Here is a 21,700-nt window from a genome sequence, read left to right as displayed (position 1 = left end):
GCTCCGGCAAGCCGCCTTAGCGGCCCGCAGCAGCGTCCGATGCCACTCCATATCTGGCGATGACCGGCACTACGCAGCCGTCGATCCGCCGGTAGACAGCCTTGTACATGTCGGCATCCGGAAGTTCGTCGAGCGGCGTCGCCTTGAGCTGGCCGCCGCGCCGTGCAGCTTCGTGACGACTGGTCGGCGGGCATCCGCTTCTGAAGGGGACGTTGGGGTTCACGACCAGCATCTCGCCCGCCTCCTGAGCAGGCGGAAGCACCTGCTCTGGCGGCGCTGCGGCGCCGGCCCCGGTGGCGATGATCACCGCGCTTGCAAGGAACAACAGACGCATCGTCCTTCTCCTTCGTAAGCCGGACTAGCAGATGCCTCCGAGTCGCATCAAACGGTGAAGCTCTCTCCGCATCCGCAGGAGCCCTTGGCGTTGGGATTCTCAAACACGAAGCCGGCGGCAAAGTCGTCCTCGCGCCAGTCCATCGTCGACCCGATCAGGTAGAGCACGGACGCGCCGTCGACGTAGAAGGTACCGCCGGGAGTCTCGATCTTCTCGTCGAAGCGCTGCTCCTCGGTCACGTAATCGACCGAGTAGGCGAGCCCGGAGCAACCACGGCGCGGCGTCGACAGCTTGACGCCGATCGCGTCCGCCGGCGCGCGGCTCATCAGCTCGGCAATGCGTGCTTCCGCGGTCGGGGTCAGCGTGATCGCCGCAGGACGGGCGCGGAGCTTCGTTTCCTTGTTCATAGCATTCCCAGTTCGAGGCGCGCTTCGTCGCTCATCTTCGACGGGTCCCACGGCGGATCCCACACGATGTTGACGATGCTGTCGCGAATGCCGGGAACGGAGAGGACCCGAAGCTCGACTTCGTTCGGGAGCGATTCCGCAACCGGGCAGTGCGGCGTCGTCAGCGTCATGGTGATCGTCGCGTCGCCGTCCTCCGAGATGTCGACGTCGTAGATCAGCCCAAGTTCGTAGATGTCGACCGGGATCTCGGGATCGTAAACCGACTTGAGAACCTCGATGACCGCAGCCTGCAGGTCGCTGCCCGCGCCGCCTTTCGGCTCCTCTGCCGTCTCGCCGGCCAGGAAACCCGCGAGATAGTCGCGCTTGCGCTCGAACTCGGGCGTGACCCGCGCGCGCGGCGGCGTCGGCACCGCTTCGACTTCCTCGGTCTCGATCTTGCCCTGCTCGTTCATCCAAAGATCCGTTTCACCTGCTCGATACCGTGCACCAGCGCCGCCACGTCCGAGCTGTCGCTGTGCGCCGCGAAGCTCGCGCGTGCGGTCGCCTCCACGCCGAGCCAGCGCATCAGCGGCTGTGCGCAATGGTGGCCGGCGCGAACGGCGACGCCCGCATCGTCCAATATGGTGGCGGTGTCGTGCGGATGCACCCCGTCGACGTTGAAGCTGACGATGCCGGCGCTGTCCTCGGGTCCGTAGAGCGTCACGCCGCCGATGTGCGAAAGCGCGGCGCGCGTCTCCGCCACCAACGCGCTTTCGTGCGCGTGGATGGCGTCGAAGCCAAGCTTCTCGACCCAGTCGACCGCGGCATGAAGACCGATCGCTCCGACGATGTGCGGCGTGCCCGCTTCGAACCGGGCGGGAGCGTCGAGGTAGGTGCTCGCTTCGAAGGTGACCGTGTCGATCATCGCGCCGCCGCCCTGCAACGGCGGCATGGAGGCGAGGAGCTCGGCCCTGCCCCATAGGCAGCCGATTCCGGTCGGGCCGTAGAGCTTGTGGCCGGAGAAGGCGTAAAAATCCGCGCCAATGTTCCCAATGTTCACACTGACGCGGGGTACGGCCTGGCACCCGTCGAGCAGCAGCAGCGCCCCCTTGGAGTGAGCGATCTCCGCAGCTCGCCTGGCGTCGAGGATCGAGCCGAGCACATTCGATACGTGGGCGAATCCAACTAGGCAATGCTGGTCGGTGAGCATCGCTTCGGCGGCATCGAGATCGATCTGACCGTCGGACGTCAGCGGCACCACGTCGACTTCGAAGCCGGCGAGCTGCCAGGGGACGATGTTGCTGTGGTGCTCCAGCTGCGAGAGCAGCACGCGGTTGCGGCCGTTCCTCGGCAGCGTCCGGGCGACGAGGTTGATGGCCTCGGTCGCGCCTCGGGTGAAGACCAGCTCGTTCGCCTGGCCGCCGATCAGGTTCGCCGCGGCGGCTCGCGCCGCTTCGTAACGGCCGGTCATGTTGCTCGAGCGCTGGTACACCCCGCGGTGCACCGTCGCGTAGTCTGGACCATAGGCTCGCGCGATCGCGTGAATGACGACTTGCGGCTTCTGAGCGGTCGCGGCGCTGTCGAGATAGTGCCAGTTCTCGATGCCCGGAAACTGGTCGCGGACCTGCAGTGCGGAGTTGATTCTGACGGGGGCGTTCACACCACCCTCCTCAGCGCAGCTCGCGCTGCGTCGGAAATAGCCTCGCCGTCGGCCGCCCCGTCCCACAAGCCCATCACGAAGCCTTCGAGCAGGAGCGCCCGGGCGCTTGCCGGGTCAAGGCCACGGCTTTCGGCGTAGAAGATCTGCATCGCGTCGAGCTCGCCGACGCTGGCGCCGTGCGCGCACTTCACGTCGTCAGCGTAGATTTCCAGCTCCGGCTTGCAGTTGGCGGTTGCGCCGCGATCGAGCAGCATGGCCTTGATGGACTGTTCACCGTCGGTCTGCTGGGCGCCGCGAGCGACCTCGACCCTGCCGAGGTAGGATCCGACGGCCCTGCCGCCGAGCACCGACCGGATCGTCTGGCGCGATCGGCCGGCGGGGCCGATGTGCTTCACAACGGTGACGAACTCGTTGGTCGATACGCCGCTGCCGATGTTGGCTCCGAACAGCGCGAAGTCGGCGCCTTCCGCGAGGCTGACTTCGAGCTCCACGCGGCCGTACACCGGTGCGGCATTCAGTGCGAAAATGCGCGCCTTCGCGCCTTCGCCAAGCGCAAGCCGCACGCGGCGCATCTGCACATCGTCACCGCCAGGAAGCCAAACTTCTTCGAAGCTCTCGGCGGGGGCGACGGTCAGCGTGAGGGGTTCGGCGAACTGCTCCCAGACGGGCTTCAGCGCGTCGAGATCGGCGTAGCGCCAGTCCTCCTGCTTGTGAGTTGGGAACGGTGCGGTCATGCGACCTCCGCATAGCCTTCGCGCTCGAGCTCGTGCGCCAGTTCGGGCCCGCCGCTGCGCTCGATTCGGCCGGCGCGCAGGACGTGCACGCGGTCCGGCTGCACATAGTCGAGCAGGCGCTGGTAGTGGGTGATGAGCAGCACGCCCTTGTCGGGTGCGCGCATGATGCGGTTGATGCCGGCGCCGACGGCTTTCAGCGCATCGATGTCGAGGCCGCTGTCGGTCTCGTCGAGGATCGCGAACTTCGGGTCCATGATGCCCATCTGGACCATCTCGGCGCGCTTCTTCTCGCCGCCGGAAAAGCCGACGTTGACCGGCCGCTTGAGCATCTCAATATTCATGCCGAGCGCTTCGGACTGGGCGCGGGCAAGGCGGATGAACTCGCCCCCCGAAAGCTCCGCTTCGCCGCGAGAACGACGCTGCGAATTGAGGCTTTCGCGCAGGAACTGCAGGTAGGAAATGCCGGGGATTTCGACCGGATATTGGAAGCCGAGGAACAGGCCGGCCGCCGCGCGTTCGTGCGGCTCCATGTCAAGCAGTGCCTGGGCGTCAAACTCAACCGAGCCCTCGGTCACCTCGTAGCCCGGACGACCCGCAAGCGTGTAGGCGAGCGTCGACTTTCCCGAACCGTTCGGCCCCATAATCGCATGCACTTCGCCCGCGGGTACATCGAGCGACACGCCGTTGAGGATCGGCTTGTCGCCGACGGTCGCATGGAGGTTTTCAATCGTCAGCATCAATCGACCAGTTCATTCCCGTCTCGTCCTGCCGAAGATCGACCTGCTTTAGGACAGCATGGATCTCGTTGAGATCGCCACTCCGCACAGCGACATCATAAGCGTCCAATAGGCCTGCTTCGAAGAGCCGCTCATTGACGGTCATTGCGTCGTACTTACCCAACGGAACCCTCTAAACTGATCCCGAGCAGCTTCTGCGCCTCGACCGCGAACTCCATAGGCAGCTGCTTCAAGACCTCGCGGGCGAAACCGTTGACGATCAGCGCCACTGCCGCTTCCTGATCGAGCCCGCGGCTCATCGCGTAGAAGAGCTGGTCCTCGCTGATCTTCGAGGTCGTCGCTTCATGCTCGATCGTGGCGGTCGGGTTCTTGACCTCGATGTAGGGCACCGTGTGCGCGCCGCACTGGTCGCCAAGCAGCAGTGAATCGCACTGCGTGAAGTTGCGGACGTTCTCCGCCTTCGGCAGCACTCGCACGAGACCGCGATACGTGTTGTCGCTGCGGCCCGCGCTGATGCCCTTCGACACGATGGTCGACCGCGTGTTGGCGCCGATGTGGATCATCTTGGTGCCGGTGTCGGCCTGCTGGCGGTTGTTGGTCAGCGCGACCGAGTAGAATTCGCCGACGCTGCCGTCGCCTTTCAGGATGCAGCTGGGGTATTTCCAGGTGATGGCGCTGCCGGTTTCGACCTGCGTCCAGCTGACCTTCGAGCGGTCGCCGCTGCACAGCGCACGCTTGGTGACGAAGTTGAAGATGCCGCCCTTGCCCTCGGCGTCGCCCGGGTACCAGTTCTGGACCGTCGAGTATTTCACCTCGGCGTCCTCGTGGGCGAAGATCTCGACCACCGCCGCGTGCAGCTGGTTCTCGTCGCGCATCGGCGCGGTGCAGCCTTCGAGGTAGGAGACGTAGCTGCCCTTGTCGGCAACGATCAGGGTGCGCTCGAACTGGCCGGTGTTCTCGGCATTGATGCGGAAATAGGTCGACAGCTCCATCGGGCAGCGGACGCCCTCGGGCACGTAGACGAAGGTCCCGTCGGAGAAGACGGCGCTGTTGAGGCACGCGAAATAATTGTCCCGCTGGGGCACGACGCTGCCGAGATATTTGTGGATGAGGTCCGGATATTCGCGGATCGCTTCGGAGATGGACAGGAAGATGACGCCGGCGCGCTTCAGCTCCTCGCGGAAGGTGGTGGCGACGCTGACGCTGTCGAACACCGCGTCGACGGCGACCTTGCGCGCGCCCTCGACGCCGGCGAGTACCTTTTGCTCCTCGATCGGAATGCCAAGCTTCTCGTAGACCCGCAGGATTTCCGGATCGACCTCGTCGAGCGACCCAAGCTTCTCCTTCGCCTTGGGCGCGGCGTAATAATATGCATCCTGGAAATCGATCTCCGGGATGTCCAGCTTGGCCCAGCTCACTTCTTCCATTTCGAGCCAGGCGCGATAGCCCTTCAGACGCCACTCGAGCATCCATTCCGGTTCGTTCTTCTTCGCCGATATGAACCGCACCGTCTCTTCGCTGAGGCCCTTGGGCGCGAATTCCTGCTCGATCTCGGAGACGAAGCCCCACTCATAGTCGGCCAGCTTCTCGGCGGCTTCTTGAGCCTCGCGGTTGCGCACGGTGTCGGTCATCGGGCTAGCTCCGTAAGGCTAACCGCGCCGAGCGCGCCGCGAACGGCCGTTCCGACGAGACCCATGTGCGGCTTGATCCGGCAGTGGGCGTCAAGCGCGCAGTCGGACGCGCCCTCCTGCCCGGAGCAGACCGTCATCGCGATGGGGCCCTCGACCGCCTCGACGATGTCGGCGAGGCTGATCTCGGCCGGCGCCCTGGACAGCGCGAAGCCGCCGGACGCCCCGCGAACGCTGCTCAGCAGGCCGCAGCCGGCAAGCTGTCCCATCACCTTCTGCGCGGTCGGCAATGGCACGCCGGTCTCCCCAGCGAGTTCGGTCGCGCTCAGGCGCGCGCCGGCGGGTCGACGGGCGGCAGCGGTCATCAGGACGACCGCATAATCGGCAAGGTGGCTAAGGCGCATGAGTCTATTCGGAGCTTTCTAGTCCGATTTAGTGCGTTCGCCTTGGAAACTCAACCGCGGCTCGTCGCGGCGAACTTGTTTCATGGAGCAATTTCGGGAAGTGAGTGACGGTCGTCGGTGGATGCCGGAAGAAGTCCGGCATGACGTTCGGGGGAACACGCCTGTCCATCTACTCCCTGCTTCGGCCGGTCGCCTTCGCGCTCGACGCCGAGCGGGCGCATCGCGCGACCATCGCCGCGCTGAAACTGATGCCGGCGCGGAGGGCGCGGCCGTTTCCGCCGTCCCTCAAGTCGAGGGTAGCAGGCCTGCAATTCCCTTCGCCCGTTGGCCTCGCGGCGGGGTTCGACAAGGACGCCGAAGTGCCTGCCCAGATGCTGGCGCTCGGGTTCGGGTTCGTCGAGATCGGCACCGTCACGCCACGGCCGCAGCATGGCAATCCGCAGCCACGGCTGTTCCGGCTCGCCGAAGACCGCGCGGTGATCAACCGCATGGGCTTCAACAATCACGGGCATCTCGCGGCGCTCGAATGGCTCGGCCAGAGCCGCCACGAGCAGGGCATCGTTGGCGTGAACGTGGGCGCCAACAAGACCAGCGCGGACCGCGTCGCGGATTATGTCGCGGGCGTCCGCCGAATGAGCGACGCCGCCGACTATATTACGATCAACATCAGCTCGCCGAACACGCCGGGCCTTCGCGGGCTGCAGGACGAGGGAGCGCTCGAGGAACTGCTTGCCGCAGTCCGCGAAGCTCGCGGCGAGGCGCCCATCTTCCTGAAAGTCGCGCCCGACCTGAGCGAGGGCGACCCCCAGCGCATCGTCCGGGCCGCGATCGATCATGGCATCGACGCACTGATCGTCTCCAACACTACGGTATCACGCCCGCCCCTGACGTCGCGCCACGCCGTCGAGACCGGCGGCCTGTCCGGCGCACCGCTGAGGGCACTGGCACTGAATGCGCTGCGGCAGTTCCGGAGTGCCTCCGGTGGCGAGATACCGCTGATCGGCGTCGGCGGCATCGCCAACGCGGACGACGCGTGGGAGCGGATCCGGGCGGGCGCGAGCCTCGTCCAGCTCTACACTGCGATGGTTTATGAAGGGCCGGGCATCGCCCGCCGGATCGCCAAGGGACTGGCCGAGCGAGTGGCCCGCGAAGGCTTCGCCAACATTGCCGAGGCGGTCGGGACCGAGTAGCGGGCCGCCATGCGTTTGCGTCTCCTGAAGCTCGCCGCCGCAGCCCTCGCGCTCGCCGGCTGCACCACCCTCCAGACACCGACCTCCGCGACGGCGCCCGGGATGGTCAGCGCCGCCGATCCGCGTGCCGCTGCCGCTGGGGTCGAGATGCTGCGCCAGGGCGGCACCGCCGCCGACGCGGCGTTCGCTACCTTGCTCGCGCTCAACGTCGTCGAGCCGCAAAGCTCCGGTATCGGCGGCGGTGGCTACCTCGTCTATTCCGACCACGGCTCGGACCCGGTCACCTACGACGGCCGCGAGACCGCTCCAGCCGCCGCAACCGGCACCTGGTTCTTCAAGAACGGCCGGCCGATGGAATTCTCGGACGCGCAGCCCGGCGGCAAGAGCGTCGGCGTGCCGGGTAACATCCGGATGATGGCGCTCGCGCATCGCGATCACGGCAAGCTTGCCTGGGCCGCTCTATTCCAACCGGCGATCCGCCTTGCCCGCGACGGTTTCGCGATCACACCGAGGCTTCACAATTCGCTCCACGCGTATCGCGCCACCGGTGCGTTCTCGGCAGAGGCGCGAGACGTGTTCTACAATCCCGACGGCAGCGCCAAGGCCGTCGGCACGATCGTCCGCAACCCCGGCTTCGCAGCGTTCCTTGAGCAGCTCGCAGCGCGGGGGCCGGACGGCTTCTACGTCGGCCCCAACGCGCAGGCTGTTTCCGCCGCGGTCACCGGCAGTCCCCACAATTCCGCGCCGCTCACCGCCGGTGACATTGCGTCCTACGACGCCAAGCAGCAGCCGCCGGTCTGCGGCACCTACCGCGGCTATCGTATCTGCGGCATGGGGCCATCTTCGTCGGGCGGGACCACGGTCTTCGGCGTGCTCAAGCAGCTGGAGCGGTTCGACCTGTCGGCGCTCGGCCCCAACAATCCGACCAGCTGGCACCTGATCGCGGATTCCATGCGGCTCGTTTACGCCGATCGCGACCGCTATCTCGCCGACGCGCAGTTCGTGCCGGTCCCCGTGTCCGGGCTGATGGATCCGGCATATCTCGCAAGCCGCTCCGCACTCATCTCGCCCGACCTCGCACTGACCAGCGTTGCCGCGGGAACGCCTCCGGGAGCGCCGGTCACCGCGGCCGGTCTGCAGGGCGCCGAGAAAGGAACCTCGCACTTCGTCGCCGTCGACCGGTGGGGCGACGTCGCGTCCGAGACCTCGACCATCGAAAGCGCGTTCGGCTCGGGCATCATGGTCAACGGCTATTACCTGAACAACGAGCTGACCGACTTCAGCTTCACGCCCACTGTGAACGGGATGCCGGTGGCCAATCGCGTCGAAGGCGGCAAACGGCCGCGCAGCTCGATGAGCCCGACGATCGTCTACGGACCCGACGGCCACATTCGTCTCGCGATCGGCGCTGCCGGCGGAGCGACAATCCCTGCGCAGGTGCTGAAGGCGATTATCGGCGTCATCGACTGGCACTTGTCCGCGCAGCAGGCGATCGCGCTGCCGACGATCTTCGCACCCGCCGACACGGTCTATCTCGAGCGCGGGACCTCGCTCGAAGCAATGGCGCCGCAGCTTAAGGCGATGGGGCACACGATCGATTTCCGGCCGCCGACGACGTTCAAGGGCAACGCGATCGAGTGGGTGAACGGACATTGGGCCGGAGCGGCCGATCCGCGCAGTGAAGGCGCGGCGGTCTCCGAATAAGTGGCCGCGCGCCAACTCGAGCACTTCGAAAATCTCGTCGCGCTCTTTCTGTCGCGCGCTGCGGAGAAGGCGGAGCAGCCGTTTCTCTGGGCGAAGCGCGACGGCGGCTGGCAATCGACCAGCTGGCGGGAGGCAGCCCGGCAGGTGGCGGCTCTTGCCGGCAGTCTCCGCCGCATCGGTCTCCAGCCGGGCGCCCGCGTCGCACTGGTCAGTGAGAACCGGCCAGAGTGGTTGATCGCCGACCTCGGCATCATGGCGGCGGGATGCATCACCGTCCCGACCTACACCACGAACACGACGCGCGATCACACCCACATCCTCGGCAATTCCGGCGCGTCTGCAGTCATCGTCTCCAACCAGAAGCTGGCCAAGAACCTCGTGCCGGCCGTGCTCACCTCTTCGGATTGCCGCCACATCATCGGCATCGACGACGACGTGCGGACCGGACAGGCGCCGGAGAACGTCCAAGTTCATCGCTGGACGGAGCTGACGGCCGGTGAACCTGACGGCACTGCCGGCGAGCAGGCCGAGCACATGCGCCGGACCGATCCTGCCTGCATTATCTACACCAGCGGCACTGGCGGAGCGCCTCGCGGCGTCCCCCAGCACCACGGCGCCATCCTGCACAACGTCGAAGGTTGCACGGACATCATCTCGACCGACTTCGGATGGGACGACGAGGTCTTTCTGTCATTCCTGCCGGCCAGCCACGCCTACGAGCATAGCGGAGGGCAGCACTTCCCGATCGCGCTCGGGGGGCAAATCTATTATGCCGAGAGCCTCGAGAAACTCGCCGCCAACATCGAGGAAGTTCGCCCCACGATCATGGTCGTCGTGCCGCGTCTGTTCGAGATGCTCCGGACACGCATCCTGCGGTCGATCGAGGGCAGCGGCGGACTGTCGAAATACCTGATGAAGCGGGCGCTGAAGATCGGCGCCGACCGCTACAACGGAACCAGCAAGCCGTGGGACCTGCCGATGGATGCGCTGCTGGGCCTGACCGTCCGGCGCAAGGTTCGCAACAAGGTCGGCGGGCGGGTGAAGGCGTGGGTGTCGGGGGGGGCGCCGCTCAATCCGGAAGTCGGGATGTTCTTCCAGTCGCTCGGCATCACCTTCCTCCAGGGCTACGGCCAGACCGAGGCGGGCCCGGTGATCAGCTGTAACCGGCCGAGCGCCGGCATCCGGCTCGACACGGTCGGCGTGCCGCTCAAGGACACCGAAGTGCGCATCGCCGAGGACGGCGAGATCATGGTCCGCGGCGAGAACGTCATGCAAGGCTACTGGCGCAACCCGGAAGAAAGCGAGCGCGTGCTTCGAGAGGGGTGGCTCGCGACCGGTGACGTCGGGCACCTCGACGACAAGGGCCGCATCGTCATCACGGACCGCAAGAAGGACCTGATCGTCAACGACAAGGGCGACAATGTCGCCCCGCAGCGGATCGAGGGCATGCTGACGCTTCAGCCGGAGATTGCGCAAGCGATGGTCTACGGCGACCGACGTCCCCACCTCGTCGCGCTGCTGGTTCCCGATGCCGAGATCGCGGACGCTCCCGACCTCCAGCAACGCCTGCAGGGCGCCGTCGACCGCGTGAACTCCGACCTATCCGTGATCGAGCGCGTCCGTCGCTTCGTCGTGGCGGAGACGGCATTCTCGATCGAAAACGAACAGCTGACGCCCTCGCTGAAGATTCGGCGCCACGTCATCTCCATAGTCTACGGAGACCGGCTCAGCGGTCTCTACAGCCGCTGAGGACGCCTACTGGGGACGTGAGTACGGGACGAACGGTGAAAGCGAGCAGCTTCCGGCGGTCACGCCGGTCTGCAGGTCGCGCAACTGAGCGATGTCACCCGCGCAGAGGCCCGAGGGGCCGTGCGTTGTTGTCACCAGGCTATAGTTTTGCCCGGAGACGCCCTCGCAGCCGCTTCCGGCAGTGCTGCTCACGTAGACGCGGCCACTCGCCTCGAACGCAAGCGCACGCGGCGTAATCACCGTTCCCGTGTTCTTCAGATAAGCGGGGATGCAATCAACCGGCGGTCCCACGACCTTGCCCGCAAGCAGCTGGTCGAGGCGCTGCTGGGCTGCAGCGCTATCGGGCTGCGACGTGGCCGTCGTGCAACCGACGAGCGTTGCTCCGGCGATAAGAAGGGCAATTGTTCGCATGTTCAACCTCATCCATCTTGTGTTCGCGTGGGATCTCGCTTTAGGCGCGGTTCGCTCGAGCTATCGCGGTTTGCTGTAGGGAACGAACTGGCCGAATACGCAGCTGCCGACCGTCATTCGGTTCGTCAGGTCCGCAACCTGAGCGATGTCGCCGCTGCACGTCTGGGGCGACCCGAAGCTACGGGTCACGAGGGCAGTGCCATTGCCGAGATTGTTGCACGCGCCGCGCATGTTGTTGATGTACACGCGGCCGGAGCCGAGCCGGTACGCAATCGTTCGCTCGTCAATCACGACCATGTCGTTCGATTGGTAGCTCGGCAGGCATGAGACCGGCGGCCCCGCAACTTTCCCCGCAATCAGCTGCTCGAATTGCCGTTGCCCCTGCGGCGAGCGGGTGGTCGGCTCTGGCGCTGTGGAACAGGACGCCGCGGCAGCTGCAGCAACAAGGAGCCAAATGCCACGCATTACAACCTCCTGACGACCTACCTAGATGACGCTCGCGCTCATGAACGGAAGCTGTCTTTCTCCCTCCGAAGCTGTGCAAAATGCTCCGAGGTCGAGGCGCGAACGAAGGGGTTGGTTTCGCGTTCCTGCGCGACCGTCGTGGGGAGCGTGATCTCGCCGCGTTCGCGCTGCTCCGTGACCTCCGCCAGCCGCACCATCATCGCTCGGTTTGCCGGCTCCGCATGAGCCGCGAACCGCCCGTTCGAAAGCGTATATTCGTGTGCGCAGTAGAGGCGGGTTTCGGGCGGCAGCGACGCGAGCTGCTGGAGCGAGTTGTGCATCTGCTCGGGCGTTCCCTCGAACAGGCGCCCGCAGCCCATGGCGAATAACGTGTCGCCCACGAAAGCGACGCCGTCCTCATCGAGAAGCAGGGCGATGTGGCCCAGCGTGTGGCCCGGCACTTCCACGACGCGCCCGACGTGCTTGCCGATGCGCACTGTGTCGCCTTCGTTGAGAGAAACGTCGCGCCCGGGAATCCTCTCCCGCTCGGGCCCCGATACGCGAGCTCCAGTTGCCGCCTTGACGGCCAGGTTGCCGCCGGTGTGATCGGGATGCCAGTGCGTGTTCCACACCTGGCTGATGGTCCAGCCGCGCCGCGCGGCCTCGGCCAATGCCGGTTCCGCGTCGCCAGGATCGACGACTGCAGTCTCGCCGCTCTCCGCGTCATGAACCAGCCAGATGTAGTTGTCGGTGAATGCGGGGACAGCAACGATCTGCATCGCCACTGCCTTACTCGCTGCGTCCAAGAAGGGCCAACGAGTCGCGGGCCAGCTTGCGAGTCAGTTCGGCAGCGGGGAGCGGTTCGCCCATTGCGGCACCCTGCCCGGCCCACATGGGCCCGAAGCCGAACTCACCACGCGCTTCGGCCGCAGCCCGGATCGGCGTCAGGGCTGCGCTGGCCAGAGGGTAAGGCGGCGCTTCACTGCGAACCGGACCTAGTTCGTCCACCAGCCGCCCGTGGAGCCCCCTGGCGAACCCGCCGGTCATGAGGTTGGTGACGACCGTGCGGCCGCACTTGAGGCCGGTGCGATGTGCATCGCTGATTTCGGACTCGGGCGTGTGGAGATAAGCGGTGCCAAGCTGCACGGCACTCGCGCCCAGGCATAACGCTGCGGCGATACCGCGAGCATCGGCGATGCCTCCGGCCGCGATCACGGGCACGGTCACTGCGTCGACTATCTGCGGCACAAGAGCGAACAAGCCCGTTGCGTCCTCGTGCTCAGCGCTCAGGAAGCGTCCGCTGTGGCCGCCCGCCTCCGTACCTTGGGCGATGATCGCAGCGATGCCGGCGTCCTCCAGGTATCGTGCTTCTGCAACGTTCGTCGCATTGCCGATGACCACGGCACCCGCGGCGCGAACGCGTTCGAGCAGAGGCGCGGCTGGCAATCCGAAGTGGAAGCTGACCGCTGCCGGGCGAATTTCCTCGACGATGGCACACATGGCCTCGTCGAACGGCAATCGCATTGGACCGCCATCTGAGGGCTCGACGCCGAACTCCAGGTAATAGGGGCTCAGCAACTGCCGCCAGGAACTGTCATCTGCTTCGGCGGGCATTCGATGGCAGAAGAAGTTCAGCCCGATCGGACCACTTGCGCGCCGGCGCACTTGCCCAACTTGCGCTCGCACCTGCTCCGGGCTGAGCATGCCGCAGGGGAGAAAGCCAAGCGCGCCGCCTTCGATTGCCGCAGCGCAGAGGTCGACCCCGCTCGCGCCTGCCATCGGTGCCTGGACGATCGGGTGTTCTGTCCCGACCAGATCAAGAAATCGCTGGTCCGGCCAGCCTACCATTCGCCGCTGTTCGGCATTGACGACCAAGGCTCGGCCGGTGCGAGCGCCTGACCGTTCTGGAGCAGCTCGACCGAGATATTATCCGGACTGCGGACGAAGGCCATGCGGCCGTCGCGGGGCGGTCGGTTGATCGTCACGCCGGCGGCCATCAGCCGCTCGCAGGTCGCATAGATATCGTCCACTTCGTAGGCGAGGTGACCGAAGTTGCGCCCGCCGGTGTAGCCGGCCTCGTCCCAGTTGTACGTCAGCTCGACCTCGCCGCCTTCGTCGCCCGGCACGCCGAGAAAGATCAGCGTGTAGCGGCCTGACGGATTGTCCATCCGTCTCCGCTCCTCGAGGCCGAGCTGCTGGAAGAATCGGATGGTGGCCTCAGGATCGCTGACCCGAAGCATCGCATGGAGGAAGCGCATGCAGCCTATCTAGGAGCTTGCACTTCGCTTTTCACGGTCGGCGTGACCCCAAGCATTTCGATCGCCTTCGCAGCCGCCTTCCCGACCGGGCCGGTCGGATCGTTGGCGGCGGCACGCATCCAGTAGCTGCGGGCCTGGTCGTCATTTCCGGTCAGATCGGCGACGTGCCCCGCCTCGAACAGGATCGTCGCGTCCGCAGGTGCGAGCGAAAGGGCCTTGTTGATGGCTGTCTGGGCTGTCGCCGGATCGCCTTCCCGGATCGCCAGTGCGGCCGAGAAGTACCAATAGAAGGGGTCGCCCGGGATTGCCGATGCGGCTTCGTTGAGCCTGGCCCGGGCGATCTTCAGCTCACCTTGCGACTCTGCCGCCCGGGCCCGGTCAAGCAAGACTTCACCCCGTTGCGCGCCCGTCAGGCCGGGGATCGCAAGCGCACGGTCGAGATCGAAGGCCGCCTTGCCGGGCTGTTCCGCCTCGATCCACAGATTGCCAGCAGCCGCCCATTTGCTTGCGGTGCGCGGGTCGTTCGCCGGCGACGCCTTGGCGGCGTCTTCGAACGCCTGGGCTGCGGTCGCCGGTTCACCTGCGCTCTGTGCCTGCAGTGCCCGGCAAACCAGCGCATCGGGAGTGGCAGAACTCGGGCAGGTGGAAGCGGGTGCAGCGGCGGCGACGGCGGCGGCGGCGGCGAAAATGGGAAGGATCAAGGCTGGCGCTCCACAAGGGCAGCAACGGTGCGGAGGAGCAGATCGATTTCGTGCGGCTCCGACAGGCGATGCCCGCCGCCCTTGACTACGGTCAGCTGGACATCTCCTGAACGAAGACGGTCCTTGATCCGCATCGCAACGTCCAGTGGGACCTCGTTGTCCGCGTCGCCGTGCAACAGCCGCACGGGGCATTGCACGGCTATGTCGGTGCCGAGCAGCAGAAGATCCTGCCCGGATCGCCAGAATTGGTACGTCATGCCTGGCGGACCGGCCGAGTCCGGATCGCCGAGACGTCGTTGCTCCCGAAGTGCGTCCCTCAGCGTCTCGGAGAAGCCCCAGTCGGTGAAATCGGCAGCGGCAGCGATGCCGACGATCGCGCGCACGCGCTCCGGCCGTCGCAACGCAATATGGAGCGCAAGCCAGCCTCCCATCGACGATCCGACGAGGATGAGCGGTCCGCTTGTCGCCTGGTCTACCACAGCGAGCGCGTCGGCGAGCCAAAGGGCCAGTGTGCCGTCTTCGAAGCTGCCGGGGCTCGCGCCCGTCCCGGAATAGTCGAACCGGAGCATCGCCAGGCCGTGCTGCCCGGCAAATCCATTCAGGGCGAGCGCCTTCGTCCCTTCCATGTCCGACGCGTAGCCGGGCAGGAACACGAGGGTTGGCGACCGTCCCTCCCGGAGCCGGCATGCGACACCCCTGCCCTCGACGTCGATCTGCCGGATCTCCCCGCCGCTCACGAGCCGAGCAGGTCCCGAAGCGCTTCCTTCAGGCGGGTTACCCGAGCCGGGTCGACCTCGCGCGGATAGTAGCGATGCGGCGGATCAAGCGCTTCGACCGGGTCGCCCCGGGTCTGGAAAACGTAATGATCATACAGCGCCCGCCACGCGTTCCGGTGCTCGGGCGGCATGTCGCCGAACAGCGTGTAGGCGAGGTGCAGGATGGCCCCATAAGGGTGCTGTGCCGCAACCGCGCTGCGGTGCCACCAATAGTTCATCAGCACATTGAAGGGCCCGAGCGACTGAACGCCGTGCCACCACATGTATGGGATGTAGACCGCGTCGCCGGGCGTCAGTTCCGCCACCACGGCAGCGGCAAGCGCGTCCCGGTAGCGCGGGTAACGCTCGAAATCAGGCTCGGTCATCGACACCATGCTGATCGGAACGTTCGCCGGCGTGATGTCCATCGGGCCCGGGTAAAGGTTCTGCGTCTGCTCCGGCGGGAACAGCGTGAAGCGGCGGGTGCCCGCGACGACGCAGGCGAGATTGTCGGCGACATCGAAATGCGGCGCGACCGTCACCGCATTGCCGATCCACACCCGCGCCCGCGTGCCCTCCGGCACCAGCCGGTTGGGATTGGCTTCTTCGAGGCCCGGCAGGCAATCGGGCGCCGATACCGCCTGCATGGCGATCGCCAGCGGCTGCTCCGCCGTCTCCTGCTGCAGGATGCCCTTGAGCACGTTCGACAGCAGTTGCGGCGATATCTGGAAGTTCATTCGCTTCGAATCTTCGGCGTAGAAGAACCTGCCGCGCTCGGAAGCGGGAGCGACCACGGTTTGAACTGGCCGGCCGTTGTAGAAACTCCCGAGATATGCCGCTGCAGCCTCGTCCGACCGCGCGGCCTCGCGAACGACGGGCCAGTCCTTGAACGCGCCCCTTATGACTACCGGGCGGGCGGCGCGGATGACCTCGTCCGGGAAGGCTTCCAGTCCGGCGCCTGAAATCTCTTCTGCTCGCTGAAGCTGATCAAACATCGCGGCGACCCTTTCCAGCAAGTCGGACAAAGCGCAATCGCCGGAACGGCACGGTCCTGCGCTGGTTGTCGGCTCGAGAAGGAGAGTCATCCAGTGAAATATCGCAAGCTCGGCGACAGCGACCTCGAGGTCTCGGAAATCTCGCTTGGCTCCTGGCTGACCTATGGCGTGGGAGTCGAAGCGGACAAGGCGCGCGCCTGTCTCGACGAGGCCTTCGCCCAAGGCATCAACTTCATCGACACGGCCAACGTTTATGGCCGCGGCGCCGCGGAAACCTTCTTGGGGGATGCGCTGCAGGGGCGCTCACGGGACAGCTACGTGCTCGCCACCAAGCTGTTCTTCCCGATGAGCGAAACGGACCGCGGCCTCTCCCGCTTCCAGGTCGAAAAGCAACTGGACGCCTCCTTGCAGCGGCTGAAGACCGACTATGTCGATCTCTACCAGTGCCACCGCTACGACTGGGACACGCCGCTCGAGGAAACGATGGAAGCGCTCACCCGCGCGGTCGAGAGCGGCAAGGCGCGCTTCATCGGCTTCTCCGAGTGGCCGGCGGACCGCATCCAGGCAGCGATCGAGATGCCGGGTGTCGCGAAGTTCGTTTCCAGCCAGCCGCAATATTCGCTGGTCTGGCGCGAACCGGAAGCGGAAGTCATCCCGCTCTGCGCGGCCAACGGCATCTCACAGATCGTGTGGTCGCCGCTCGGCCAGGGCGTGCTCAGCGGCAAGTACAATCCCGACTCGCCGCCGCCGCGCGACTCCCGCGCTTCGAGCCAGGAGATGGGCGGCTTCATGAGCCGCCTGATGGAGCCCGACCTGCTTCGCGCCGTCCAGCAGCTCAAGCCAGTTGCGGAGGAGGCTGGGCTCACTTTGCCGCAGTTCGCCGTCGCCTGGGTGCTTCGCGAACCGAACATCGCTTCGGCAATCATCGGTGCCTCGCGGCCGGAGCAGGTCCGCGAGAATGCCGGCGCTTCCGGCGTGATCGTCGACACGCAGCTGTTCCTGCGTGCCGAGCAGATCATCGACGAAGCGCTCAGCCGCGAGCCCGCCTGATCACTTCAGGAAGTTGCGGAGGGCCGCAGCAAAGGCCTGCGGCTGGTCGAGCATCACGAAGTGACCGGCGTTCTCCACGCGCACGAAGTTCACGTTCGGCGCGTTGGCGTATTCGCCCCGGTAGAATGGGTCGGCTCTTTCCTTGGGCATGGCGCTGGTGGTCGGATAGACCAACGTAATCGGCGTCGCGATCGACGCCATATCGGGCCGCAGATCCGTCGTCAGATCCTCGTACATGGCTTCCCCAACGACGCGGCTGTCAGCCTTGGCGATCCAGGCGGCGACCCTGGCTTGCGCGGCAGGAGTGATCGCCATCGTAGCGGCTGTCCGCTCCCCGCCGGCGGCCGGCCTGCCATAACCGGCAGTCAGTTGGTCGCGCATCGCGGCCGCCTGCGGCTTCAGCTGTTCGACGGTGGCGCCGGGAACGAATATGGACCCCACGTAAGGAAGCGCATCGACGATCATCAGCGCACTGGTGTCGGCCGGATGAGTGTTGGCAAGCTCGAGTGCGGCCAGGCCGCCGAGCGAGTGACCGACGACCTTGACTCCGGTCAGCTTGTTGGCGGCCAGGTAGCCGTGGAGGTCGGCGACGACACCGTCGATGACCCCGGGCTTGAGGTTGGCTCCAGGCTCATCGCCCGCAAAGCCGTTAACCTGGACGAGAATCAGCCGATGGCTTGCAGCGAGTTCGGGGACCACACCGTCCCATACCGCGCGTGGAGTCGACAGGCCGGGGATCAGGACGATCGGGCTGCCTTTGCCGATGCTCGTAATTGAGATGTGCGGCAGGCGTTGCTCGGCGTTCGCGGCGGGTGCGGCATGTGCAGTTCCCGACCAGTCGAGAGTGGACGCGGCAAGGGCAGCCAGGATGAGGGCGCAAAGACGCATTTGGATTTCTCCTCTTCGGGTTTTTCAGGTGATCAGATCGCTTTGGAGCTGCGCCGGGTCGGAGAGGTGAAGATCTCCTCGATCGGCCGCTCGAACAGCTCGGCAATTCGGAAGGCCAGCGGCAGCGAGGGGTCGTACTTGCCGGTCTCGATGGCGTTGACGCTCTGGCGCGAGACCTCGAGCCGCTCGGCCAGGTCTTGCTGGCTCCAGCTACGCTCGGCGCGCAGCACGCGAAGACGGTTCTCCATCAGGCTGGCTCGCGCTGGAAGAGGCGGCCGACCCCGAGCCCAAGTCCCCACACCGGCACGACGAAATAGGCGTCGATCCTGGGTGCAAGGTCGAACGCGTTGAGGAAGCCGTAGACCGTGCCTGCCGTCAGCAGGAACCCGGTCGCGATCAGCGACTGGTGAACGATGCGCATCCGCAGATACTCGTCCTGCTCTTCGCGAAGCAGGAGTGCCATCGCCCTGATCATGAAGAGAATGGGCACGGACACCACGACCGCGAGCAGCAAGCGAACGGCAGGCGGTGTGGGATAGTAGCGGCCGATCGCCACGCCGCCGAGCAGCAGCGCCACATAAGCGAAGGAGGCGACAATGATCCGCCGGTTATAGGCGCGCATCGCATTCGAACTGCAGCCAGCCGCGGCCTGCGCCCGCTCGACGGAGCGGACGAGCGGGAAGAGCAGCAGGAACGAGGCCGCGAACAGAGCCAGACCGGGCCAGCCGGGAACCACGCCCGCGCGGACCAGCGCTCCGCTGCCGAAGGTGGCGACCAGGAAGGCGCCGATCCACAGCCGCGACTGCGCGCGGGTTGATGCGCTCAATTCCATTGCAAGTGTCCTTTCCAAGTTGCAAAGCCTCCTTTACATCGATTGGCGCACTTGTCAAGCATGCTTTACGCGTGATCGAGGGACGGTCCAGTGACTGGTGCCTGATCGCGAGTTGCGCTTCGGTCGCTGCTGGAGGGGCTGCCGGCGAGGCCTTGCTTTCCTCCGGGCGGACAGCGCACAGCTCTTTGAATGCGCAAGGTCATGGCCATTGTTCTCGTTGTCGTGCTCGCAGTGGGCGGGTGGTGGTATGCTTCGCCGCTCTGGACCCTGCATGAGCTGCGTGCCGCTTCCGAGGAGCGGAATGCCGCCAAGGTTTCCCGCTACGTGGATTATCCGGCGCTTCGCCAGGACCTCAAAGGCGACCTCCGACGCTACATCACCGGGCAATTCGCCAAGTCGCCGGTCAGCGAGGGGGGCGGGAAAATGGGCACGGCCGTTGCGCTCGCGCTCCTTGGTCCCATCGTCGACAGCGCCGTTAGCCCGGAAGGCGTCGCGGCCATGTTCGCGCGCCAGAAGCAGCTTGGCGCCAGGGCCGGTGCAAAGGCGGGTCCTGTGACTGCGAGCGAGGATCCGATAATCGAGCGCGATGGCTTCGACACGTTCCGGGTCCGCGACAAGGATCCGGCGAAGGGCGCACTGGTGTTCCGCCGCTCGGGGCTCGGCTGGAAGCTCTCGGCCGTCGATCTTCCTGCGCCCGCGGGCGGTTGAGGGTCTGGCGGCGCGTCGCTACATGCGCCTGCAATGACCGAGATGTTCAAGATCGCGCTTCCCGACGGGTCGGTGAAGGAAATGCCCGAGGGCTCGACGCCCGCCGACGTTGCCGCTGCCATTGGGCCGGGCCTCGCCAAGGCTGCGATCGCCGCCAAGATCGACGGCGAACTGCGCGACATCATGCGTCCCTTCGAAGGCGACGGTCGCCTGGAGCTCGTCACCAGCAAGAATGAGGCCGAAGCGCTGGAACTGGTTCGCCACGACTTCGCGCACATCCTCGCCGAGGCGGTCCAGAACCTCTATCCGGGAACGCAGATCACCTTCGGCCCGGCGACGGATGACGGCTTCTATTACGACTTCGCGCCGACGGCGGAGCACGGCGCCTTCACCGAGGAAGAACTGCCCGCCATCGAAGAGGAGATGCGCCGCATCATCGCGCGTGACGAGCCGCTGATCCGTGAAGTGTGGCAGCGCGAGGACGTCCGCGCCTTGTTCGAGAAGCAGGGCGAGCGGTTCAAGGCCGAGTGGGTGATGGAGCTGCCCGACAGCGAGCCCATCACCATGTATCGCTCCGGTCACGCCGAGAACGCCTGGATCGACCTCTGCCGCGGGCCCCACCTCGCCTCGACCGGCAAGCTCGACCCCAATGCGTTCAAGCTGACGCGCGTGTCGGGCGCCTATTGGCGTGGCGACCCCAAGAACCCGATGCTGAGCCGCATCTACGGCACCGCGTGGCTGAACAAGAAGCAGCTCGACGAGCATCTCGTCCGCCTCGAAGAAGCGGCCAAGCGCGACCACCGCAAGATCGGACAGGAGATGGATCTCTTCCACCTCCAGGCCGAAGCCCACGGAAGTGTCTTCTGGCACCCGAAGGGCTATCTCGTGTGGCGGCAGCTCGAGGCCTACATGCGCCGCCGCCTCGACGCCGCCGGCTATGTCGAGGTGAAGACGCCGCAGCTGATGGACGCCCGCCAGTGGGAGAAGAGCGGACACTGGGGCAAATATCGCGAGAACATGTTCGTCGTCCCCGACGAGATCCCGTCGACCGACGACGACAGCGCCATCCTCTCCGGCGACGCGGACCTGATGGCGCTCAAGCCGATGAACTGCCCGGCCCACGTGCTGATCTTCAAGCAGGGCATCACCAGCTATCGCGACCTGCCGATCCGCATGGCTGAGTTCGGCTGCTGCCACCGGAACGAGCCGCACGGCGCGCTCCACGGCATCATGCGGGTCCGCCAGTTCACGCAGGACGACGCCCATATCTTCGTCGCCGAGGACCGGCTGATCGACGAGATCAAGGCGTTCTGCGACCTGCTCGACAGCGTCTATCGCGATCTCGGCTTCGACAATTACGCGATCAAGCTCGCCCTCCGACCCGAGCAACGCTACGGCAGCGACGAGGAATGGGACCGGGCCGAGCAGGTGCTCCGCGACGCCGTCACCGCGGCCGGCCGCAACACGCCCGAGTTCGGCTGGGAAGAGCTTCCCGGCGAGGGAGCCTTCTACGCACCGAAGCTTGAGTTCCACCTCACGGATGCAATCGGCCGAACCTGGCAGGTCGGCACCATCCAGGCGGACACCGTTCTGCCGGAGCGGCTCGACGCCACCTACGTCGGGGAGGACGGCCAGAAGCACCGCCCGGTGATGCTGCACCGCGCCATCCTCGGCACGTTCGAGCGCTTCATCGGCATCCTTATCGAGCATCACGCGGGCAAGTTCCCGCTGTGGCTGTCGCCGGTGCAGGCGGTCGTTGCGACCATCGTCTCGGACGCTGACGACTATGCACGGGAAGTCGCGGCCAAGCTCGCTAAGTCCGGCATCCGCGTCGATACCGACCTTCGCAACGAGAAGATCAACTACAAGGTGCGCGAGCACAGCCTCGCCAAGGTCCCGCTGCTGCTCGTCGTCGGCAAGCGCGAGGCCGAGGAAGGCACTGTGGCCCTCCGCCGCCTCGGCTCCGAGGAGCGCCAGGCAGTGATGAGCGTCGACGAGGTCGTCGCGATGATCTCTGCCGAGGCCGTCCCGCCCGATCTTCGGTGAAGCCATGCCGCCACAATGCGGCAAAAACGACTCGCTGATCACCGCGCGCACTTTTCATCTGCCGCGCGAGTGCCTAATTCGGCATC

General features: G+C 65.9%; 26 protein-coding genes. 6 read left to right on the top strand and 20 right to left on the bottom strand.

All coding sequences use genetic code 11. From position 1 onward, the window contains the following. Positions 1-16: 16 nt before the first annotated feature. From ACUXST_RS06720 to ACUXST_RS06680, 9 genes are read right to left on the bottom strand one after another with little or no spacing between them, the layout of a single operon-like run. Positions 17-334 (bottom strand): hypothetical protein, encoded by a 318-nt coding sequence (locus ACUXST_RS06720; protein ID WP_458389198.1) that lies wholly within the window; start codon positions 332-334, stop codon positions 17-19. 47 nt (positions 335-381) lie between these two features. Then, positions 382-741, bottom strand: a complete 360-nt coding sequence (locus ACUXST_RS06715; protein ID WP_458389197.1) for a HesB/IscA family protein — start codon at positions 739-741, stop codon at positions 382-384. Continuing rightward, entirely contained in the window at positions 738-1,193 is a 456-nt protein-coding gene (locus tag ACUXST_RS06710; RefSeq protein ID WP_458389196.1) for an SUF system Fe-S cluster assembly protein, read from the bottom strand. The genes ACUXST_RS06715 and ACUXST_RS06710 overlap by 4 nt, the downstream gene beginning before the upstream one ends. Beyond that, entirely contained in the window at positions 1,190-2,380 is a 1,191-nt protein-coding gene (locus tag ACUXST_RS06705) for a cysteine desulfurase (RefSeq protein WP_458389195.1), read from the bottom strand. The genes ACUXST_RS06710 and ACUXST_RS06705 overlap by 4 nt, the downstream gene beginning before the upstream one ends. Further along, positions 2,377-3,114, bottom strand: coding sequence for a SufD family Fe-S cluster assembly protein (locus ACUXST_RS06700; RefSeq protein WP_458389194.1), 738 nt, complete (start codon positions 3,112-3,114; stop codon positions 2,377-2,379). The genes ACUXST_RS06705 and ACUXST_RS06700 overlap by 4 nt, the downstream gene beginning before the upstream one ends. Then, positions 3,111-3,851, bottom strand: coding sequence for a Fe-S cluster assembly ATPase SufC (gene sufC / locus ACUXST_RS06695; protein ID WP_458389193.1), 741 nt, complete (start codon positions 3,849-3,851; stop codon positions 3,111-3,113). Before sufC ends, ACUXST_RS06700 begins: the two co-directional genes overlap by 4 nt. Continuing rightward, complete coding sequence (locus ACUXST_RS06690) at positions 3,838-4,014, bottom strand: hypothetical protein (protein ID WP_458389192.1); 177 nt, start codon at positions 4,012-4,014, stop codon at positions 3,838-3,840. The genes sufC and ACUXST_RS06690 overlap by 14 nt, the downstream gene beginning before the upstream one ends. Continuing rightward, a complete protein-coding gene (gene sufB, locus ACUXST_RS06685; protein WP_458389191.1) occupies positions 4,007-5,482 on the bottom strand; it encodes a Fe-S cluster assembly protein SufB in 1,476 nt (491 codons plus the stop codon). Before sufB ends, ACUXST_RS06690 begins: the two co-directional genes overlap by 8 nt. Continuing rightward, positions 5,479-5,883, bottom strand: a complete 405-nt coding sequence (locus ACUXST_RS06680) for an RrF2 family transcriptional regulator (protein ID WP_458389190.1) — start codon at positions 5,881-5,883, stop codon at positions 5,479-5,481. Before ACUXST_RS06680 ends, sufB begins: the two co-directional genes overlap by 4 nt. 140 nt (positions 5,884-6,023) lie before the next feature. Between ACUXST_RS06680 and ACUXST_RS06675 the strand changes: the two genes are divergently transcribed. The 3 genes from ACUXST_RS06675 to ACUXST_RS06665 are packed head-to-tail and all read left to right on the top strand — an operon-like array spanning position 6,024 to position 10,526. Continuing rightward, a complete protein-coding gene (locus tag ACUXST_RS06675; RefSeq protein WP_458389189.1) occupies positions 6,024-7,073 on the top strand; it encodes a quinone-dependent dihydroorotate dehydrogenase in 1,050 nt (349 codons plus the stop codon). A 9-nt stretch (positions 7,074-7,082) separates the two neighbouring features. Then, complete coding sequence (gene ggt, locus ACUXST_RS06670; RefSeq protein ID WP_458389188.1) at positions 7,083-8,777, top strand: gamma-glutamyltransferase; 1,695 nt, start codon at positions 7,083-7,085, stop codon at positions 8,775-8,777. Then, positions 8,778-10,526: an AMP-dependent synthetase/ligase gene (locus ACUXST_RS06665; protein ID WP_458389187.1), complete on the top strand. Its 1,749-nt coding sequence runs from the start codon at positions 8,778-8,780 to the stop codon at positions 10,524-10,526. Between the two features lie 6 nt (positions 10,527-10,532). On the opposite strand, the gene ACUXST_RS06660 is transcribed toward ACUXST_RS06665, so the two are convergent. The 8 genes from ACUXST_RS06660 to ACUXST_RS06625 are packed head-to-tail and all read right to left on the bottom strand — an operon-like array spanning position 10,533 to position 16,090. After that, positions 10,533-10,937, bottom strand: a complete 405-nt coding sequence (locus tag ACUXST_RS06660; protein WP_458389186.1) for a hypothetical protein — start codon at positions 10,935-10,937, stop codon at positions 10,533-10,535. A 60-nt stretch (positions 10,938-10,997) separates the two neighbouring features. Further along, positions 10,998-11,402 (bottom strand): hypothetical protein, encoded by a 405-nt coding sequence (locus ACUXST_RS06655; protein WP_458389185.1) that lies wholly within the window; start codon positions 11,400-11,402, stop codon positions 10,998-11,000. Positions 11,403-11,440: 38 nt separating this feature from the next. Beyond that, the gene (gene gloB / locus ACUXST_RS06650; RefSeq protein WP_458389184.1) at positions 11,441-12,160 is read right to left on the bottom strand and encodes a hydroxyacylglutathione hydrolase; all 720 of its coding nucleotides are present in this window, start codon (positions 12,158-12,160) and stop codon (positions 11,441-11,443) included. Positions 12,161-12,170: 10 nt separating this feature from the next. Next, the gene (locus tag ACUXST_RS06645; RefSeq protein WP_458389183.1) at positions 12,171-13,229 is read right to left on the bottom strand and encodes an NAD(P)H-dependent flavin oxidoreductase; all 1,059 of its coding nucleotides are present in this window, start codon (positions 13,227-13,229) and stop codon (positions 12,171-12,173) included. Then, complete coding sequence (locus ACUXST_RS06640; protein WP_458389182.1) at positions 13,223-13,639, bottom strand: VOC family protein; 417 nt, start codon at positions 13,637-13,639, stop codon at positions 13,223-13,225. The genes ACUXST_RS06645 and ACUXST_RS06640 overlap by 7 nt, the downstream gene beginning before the upstream one ends. 5 nt (positions 13,640-13,644) lie before the next feature. Continuing rightward, a complete protein-coding gene (locus ACUXST_RS06635) occupies positions 13,645-14,340 on the bottom strand; it encodes a tetratricopeptide repeat protein (protein WP_458389181.1) in 696 nt (231 codons plus the stop codon). Then, positions 14,337-15,077, bottom strand: coding sequence for an alpha/beta hydrolase (locus tag ACUXST_RS06630; protein WP_458389180.1), 741 nt, complete (start codon positions 15,075-15,077; stop codon positions 14,337-14,339). Before ACUXST_RS06630 ends, ACUXST_RS06635 begins: the two co-directional genes overlap by 4 nt. Beyond that, positions 15,074-16,090, bottom strand: coding sequence for a cupin-like domain-containing protein (locus ACUXST_RS06625; protein WP_458389179.1), 1,017 nt, complete (start codon positions 16,088-16,090; stop codon positions 15,074-15,076). Before ACUXST_RS06625 ends, ACUXST_RS06630 begins: the two co-directional genes overlap by 4 nt. Before the next feature lie 93 nt (positions 16,091-16,183). On the opposite strand from ACUXST_RS06625, the gene ACUXST_RS06620 reads away from it, so the two are divergent. Further along, positions 16,184-17,140 (top strand): aldo/keto reductase family protein, encoded by a 957-nt coding sequence (locus ACUXST_RS06620; protein ID WP_458389178.1) that lies wholly within the window; start codon positions 16,184-16,186, stop codon positions 17,138-17,140. On the opposite strand, the gene ACUXST_RS06615 is transcribed toward ACUXST_RS06620, so the two are convergent. From ACUXST_RS06615 to ACUXST_RS06605, 3 genes are read right to left on the bottom strand one after another with little or no spacing between them, the layout of a single operon-like run. Further along, a complete protein-coding gene (locus ACUXST_RS06615; RefSeq protein ID WP_458389177.1) occupies positions 17,141-18,028 on the bottom strand; it encodes an alpha/beta fold hydrolase in 888 nt (295 codons plus the stop codon). A gap of 32 nt (positions 18,029-18,060) precedes the next feature. Continuing rightward, positions 18,061-18,276: a helix-turn-helix transcriptional regulator gene (locus tag ACUXST_RS06610; RefSeq protein WP_458389176.1), complete on the bottom strand. Its 216-nt coding sequence runs from the start codon at positions 18,274-18,276 to the stop codon at positions 18,061-18,063. Continuing rightward, positions 18,276-18,854, bottom strand: a complete 579-nt coding sequence (locus ACUXST_RS06605; RefSeq protein ID WP_458389175.1) for a hypothetical protein — start codon at positions 18,852-18,854, stop codon at positions 18,276-18,278. The genes ACUXST_RS06610 and ACUXST_RS06605 overlap by 1 nt, the downstream gene beginning before the upstream one ends. 195 nt (positions 18,855-19,049) lie before the next feature. Here ACUXST_RS06605 and ACUXST_RS06600 point away from each other — a divergent pair, with 195 nt between their 5' ends. Continuing rightward, positions 19,050-19,568 (top strand): DUF2939 domain-containing protein, encoded by a 519-nt coding sequence (locus tag ACUXST_RS06600; RefSeq protein ID WP_458389174.1) that lies wholly within the window; start codon positions 19,050-19,052, stop codon positions 19,566-19,568. A 33-nt stretch (positions 19,569-19,601) separates the two neighbouring features. Beyond that, entirely contained in the window at positions 19,602-21,614 is a 2,013-nt protein-coding gene (gene thrS, locus ACUXST_RS06595) for a threonine--tRNA ligase (protein WP_458389173.1), read from the top strand. The last annotated feature ends 86 nt before the right edge of the window (positions 21,615-21,700 follow it).

This window comes from Sphingomonas sp. F9_3S_D5_B_2 (genome assembly GCF_054263715.1).
This window is presented reverse-complemented; position numbering and strand designations above follow the sequence as displayed.